2 protein-coding genes are annotated in these 1,299 nt (G+C 74.3%); both read right to left on the reverse strand.

Annotation, left to right across the window (positions count from 1 at the left end; all coding sequences use genetic code 11):
• On the reverse strand, window positions 1-324 hold a 324-nt coding region (locus PHA29_RS10510), incomplete at its 3' end, for a hypothetical protein (protein WP_270849584.1).
• Window positions 321-1,064 carry a sigma factor gene (locus tag PHA29_RS10515; RefSeq protein ID WP_270849585.1) on the reverse strand — a complete coding sequence of 248 codons (744 nt, stop codon included), beginning with the start codon at window positions 1,062-1,064 and terminating at the stop codon, window positions 321-323. The genes PHA29_RS10510 and PHA29_RS10515, both read right to left, overlap by 4 nt.
• Window positions 1,065-1,299 lie beyond the last annotated feature (235 nt).

Below are 1,299 nucleotides of genomic sequence, written 5' to 3' on the forward strand. Positions count from 1 at the left end.
GCCGCCCTCGACGAGCTCGAGCGCGGCGGTCTTCCCGGCGGCGGGGTCGGGGCCGGCATCCCCGGCGCCGTCGGCACGGGCGTCCGCGCCCGAGGCGCCCGCCACCGGGTCCGCGCTCCCCGCATCCCCATCGGCGCCGTCCTCGGCGGCAAGCTCGTCCTCCGCCCGCACGAGGTCGGCGCGCACCGCGGCCGCCTCGTCCACCAGCGCATGCTCCAGGGTCTGCCCCACCTCGTAGCCCAGGTTCGGGACCTTGTGCCAGGCCCCCGCCTCGTCGAGCACGACCGCGTAGCTCGGCGCGCACTCCATGACCAGGTATCTCATCGCGCGGAACCCCCATCCTGCGCCTCGAAGCGGTACAGATGCCCGCGGATGACCTCGTAGCCGTTCGTGTAGGCGAGCAACAGGGCGACCAGGTACCTGCGATGCCGCTCGAGCGTCTTGCGCTCGACGCCCGCCCCCTCGGCGAGCGCCGCCATCGGGAGGCGCCCGGTCTTCTCGAGCCGGTCGAGCAGCGCCCAGTCGCCGCGCGCGAACGCCAGGGCCCTCCGGCAGGCGGCGACGGTGCGCTCCTGCCGCGGGCAGTTGTCCGCCACGTCGGCGAGGGTGATCCCGAAGCCCTCGAGCACCCGCGCGAACTCGGCGATCTCCTGCCGGCTCGCCGCGCGCGCATGGCGCTCGCCGATCTCGTCACGGCCGCTGTAGAGGCCGTCGAGGAGCGTGCGCGCGTCATCCGGCTCGTCCCCGTAGGCCGGGCGGTCGAGCGATTCCACCTGCGCGTGGCGCGCCTCCCTGCGCCGGAAGTCCACGAGCCGGTTGCGGATCACGCGCGCGGCGAGGGGCAGGAACGCGCCGCGGGAGCGGTCGTACGCGAGTACCGCCTCATGGAAGGCGAACATGGCGATACCCAGCTCGTCGTCGGCGCCCTCGATCGGCGGGCGGGCGAGGAACCGCGCCGTCTCCGCCTTGATGAACGGCAGGTAGTCCCTGACCAGCTCGTCCGCGCGGCGCGCATCGCCGCGCGCATCGCGCACGCGCAGCGCTATGTCGTCGCGTCCACCCATGGCTCTCCCCCTCGGCTATAGGATGCGCGCGCACCTCCCCGCGTTCCGGGGTCGGGCGCGCGCGTTTCCCCGTGGATCTCCCGCATGTGCATCTCAGGCTATCCGAGGGGGTTTCCTTATCGGGCAAGCGCCGTGCAAAGCTTGCGTAAGCGCACGGTAAGCGGAGCGTCGGGTGCGGGGCGCCGCGCAGCGGCCGCCCGGCGGCATCTCGGGCGCCGCGCGGTCCGGCGGGCGG

It is taken from the genome of Candidatus Collinsella stercoripullorum (assembly GCF_027669965.1).
Lineage (GTDB): Bacteria > Actinomycetota > Coriobacteriia > Coriobacteriales > Coriobacteriaceae > Collinsella > Collinsella stercoripullorum.

Coding starts and splice junctions, on each gene's coding strand:
- PHA29_RS10515 (WP_270849585.1), bottom strand. CDS start 1,064: ATGGGTGGACGCGACGACATAGCGCTGCGCGTGCGCGATGCGCGCGGC.